This is a genomic window from Rhodothermales bacterium, from assembly GCA_034439735.1.
Classification (GTDB): domain Bacteria; phylum Bacteroidota; class Rhodothermia; order Rhodothermales; family JAHQVL01; genus JAWKNW01.
The window spans coordinates 1-3,350 of the sequence record JAWXAX010000172.1; the positions used below are offsets into that span (position 1 = coordinate 1).

The following is a 3,350-nucleotide window of genomic DNA, read 5'->3' on the forward strand; positions in this document are numbered from 1 at the left end:
CGCCGCCCACGAGGGCTTCCGAGAGGTCAAAAGGAAGCACCGCCGGCTGGTTGCGCGTGACGGTGACGGGCCGGCTTTTTGTCGCCGCCACGGCCGGCCGGGCATTGGTGCCTTCCGTCTCGTAATAATTCCAGTTGTCGAACGAGGGGAGGCTGGGGATGATTTGATCTTGCGTCAACCGTTCGAGGCCGTAAGTGACGGCATCGACGTTGGTGACGTGCATGGGCAGGAACGGCTGCTCGTCGGCTTCGATGACGAGCAGGCCCTCGGGGATGCGGGCGGAGGGGACATAAGCTTTTGCCAGAAACCGGTGCTCGCCGCGGACAAGCAGCTGGCCGTGGACGTCGCGGAGGCTGTCGAGCCGGACCGTGTACCGGGTCTCCGGCGCCCAGGTGACGGGCAGGCGGTGCTCGGTGGCCACGAAGTCGTCGCGGGACTCCACGCCGGCCGGCAACGCCAGCGCCGGCTGGATGTCGAGCGCGCGGCGTACATCGCCGAAGCGGACCTCCGTCGTAAAGTGGAGCGTCACCCCTTGGGCGGGGTCCAGGTTGGTTGTGATCTCGTCGTAGTTCTCGTCCTGTTGCGTCGCCTTTACAAACGCCAACTCGGGGAAGGTGCTGAAATGGAGTTGCTCCGCGCGTGGGCTCCCGAGATTCCCCTCGGCGCCGGGCAGGCCGGCGTCGATCGATACGTAGTAATCAACCCCTTTTTCGAGCGGGGCGGTGGGGGTGAGGACGGCCGTGCTGTCGCCGGCCATGCGAAAATCGACCGGCACCGGGGCGTCGTCCGATTGCCTCCGGAGGCTCAGAAAACGAGCGTTCCCGGTTGCGTTTATGGCCTGGTTGAACGTGAGGAAGAGGCCGGCGGAAGGGTTGACGAAACGTTGGTAGGCGGTGGGGTTGGATGTCAGCAGTTGCGGGCGCGGCGTCTCGAACGTCCACACAAATGGCTCGCTCATGCGCTCCCCGTCGAGAGCGACGAGGCCGGCGGCCAGGGTGGCGGTGAACGCCGTGTTGAGCGGCAGGGGATGGGTAGGTTGGAAGACGAGCGTCTGCGTCCCTTCCCAGCGGAGGGCGCCGGCGACGGCCGGCTCAAAGGTGATCTGGCCGGTGGGTGGGGCCGGCGCTTCACCGACGGGCGCCATGGGCCGGCTGAAGGTGATGGCGATCGCCTGGGCCGGCTGAAGTTGGAGCAGCGTGCCAGACGGCGACGCGCTGATCGGACGAAGCGGTCCATCGAGCGTCGGCACAAACGCGGCGGCCGTCGCGGGAAGGTCCAGCGCGACGGATTCGATGTCGTTCTCATCCGGCCCGCCGGAGCGTCCGCACGAGAGGGTGACCAGGACCAGCAGGAGCGGGAATTTATCTAAAAGACGCATAGGTATCGTTTTCGTAGAGACGCCCCGGTGGGGCGTCTGAGATGGTCGTAAATTCCTGTAAAAAAAGCTCAACACCGTACACCTACTCGAAAAGCCGGACAGGATAGCGAAACCCCAACTACTTGAGTCATCCCGAGCTTGTCGAGGGACCTCCCGGACGATCGAGAGGTCCCTCGACAGGCTCGGGATGACTTTGGATATGGGAATTAGCGATTTTGTCCTTTAACCATACGTTCATCCTCGACAAGAAGGCCCTGCGAAGCCGGGCTAAGGGTCTCAGGAAGTCACGCGCGAAAGTACGCGTAACGTCACGGGTAAACCTGTTGTTATTCCGAAACCCGCAGCTCCCGCGGATCCGCCAACGACGGTGGTTCGAGGAGCGGGTCGATCACCAGAATGTGGGCTGGCAGGCTCCGCACCGGAGCACCTGCCAGGGTGCGGGCGCGGAGTTCGAAGGTATGGGACCCGGGCGCTAGCGTCCAGAAGGCCTCCTCCAGTGGCAGGTCTGCCGGGGCGCCGTCGATCCACCAGTTTGGCCGACCGAGGGTCTCGTTCACGACGGCCTCCAGGGGGATGCGCTGGAAGCTCCGACGGAGCACGGGGTCGATCTGGAATCGCGCGCCGGACACGGGGTAGGCGACGCGGAGGCCGGCGTCGTACGCCGGGGCATCGTCCGGGCCGGCCTGGGCCAGGGTGACTGTAGGCGGCAGCGGCAGGCCGCGGTCGCGCATCCAGCCGTGAAATTCGGGGGGGTAGACCGTGTACCGCGTGGGCTGGCGATGGGCGGGTGGCGTCGACGCGTCGGCGAGCAGTCCGCTCCGTCGGTCGATGACCACTTCGCGGTGTACCGAGCAGGTGTCCGCGGGCATCGCGCCGGCGCGCATCCACACACGCTGCCGCACGGGGCAGAAGGCGCCGAGCTGGTGGCCGCTCGCCGGGCAGACGAGCGCTTCGGCGATCCCGGCCGGCATCGCGAACGCGCCCCCAGGACCGAGGCGCTGCATAATCGACTTAAATAGTGGTCCCGCGCCCGACACGCCGCTGACACGTTGCATCGGGCTGCCATCGAAGTTGCCCACCCACACGGCCACCGTATGTGCCGGCGTGAACCCGATCGCCCAGTTGTCGCGGTAGTCCTTCGTCGTGCCTGTTTTGACGGCGGCGGGGAAGGGGAGTTCGAGCGGACCGTACCGCCCGAATGCCGCCTGGCGGGCCTCGGGGTCGGACAGGATGTCGGCGATCAGAAACGCGATGTCGGGCGATACGGCGGCCGGCCTCGCGAGCGACCCTTCCGGCGCTACCTCGTGCCCACCGGCTGTCGTGGCGGCCGCGATGGCACGTAGTTCAGGCGCGTCGCCACCGCGCGCGAACGCCGCGTAGGAGCGTGCGAGTTCGAGCAGTTGTACCTCGCCGTTCCCCAGCGTCAGGCCTACGCCGTAGTGCTCGGCCGGCCGGCTCAGGGAGGCGAACCCGAAGGCGTGGAGTTGGTCGAGTAGCCGCTCGTGCCCCAGCTCGCGGGCGAGGCGCACGGCCGGCACGTTGTAGCTGTTGGCCAGTGCCTCGCGGAAGGGGATGGGGCCATGGAAGGTTTTGTCGTAGTTCTGGGGAGCGAAGGCGCCGCCGGCTTCGGGGATCTGGACTTCGAGGTCAGCCAGGATGGTAGCCGGCGTGTATCTCCCCGATTCCAGGGCCAGCGCGTAGGTGAACGGTTTGAGGGCGCTACCCGGTTGGCGGAGGGCCAGTACCCCATCGTTCTGCCCGCCCGTGGCCGCATCCCAGAAGTCGACGCTGCCCAGATATGCCAGCACTTCCCCCGTGGCATTGTCCAGCACCAGCGCCGCCGCGTTGCCGACGTTTTCGCTGTTCAGGCGGGCGAGGTGGGTGCGGGCGAGCGCCTCGACATCCTGCTGGAGGCGCGCGTCGAGGGTGGTGCGGACGTGGGTGACTTCATCGGCCAGCAGGCCCAACTCGC

The 3,350-nt window shown here is 66.8% G+C and carries 2 protein-coding genes; both read right to left on the reverse strand.

Translation table 11 applies throughout. From position 1 onward, the window contains the following. Positions 1 to 1,378 (reverse strand): Ig-like domain-containing protein (locus tag SH809_13370; GenBank protein ID MDZ4700693.1); only part of this gene is annotated, 1,378 nt, incomplete at its 3' end. A gap of 326 nt (positions 1,379 to 1,704) precedes the next feature. Beyond that, a partial coding sequence (locus tag SH809_13375; protein MDZ4700694.1) for a penicillin-binding transpeptidase domain-containing protein occupies positions 1,705 to 3,350 on the reverse strand: 1,646 nt, incomplete at its 5' end.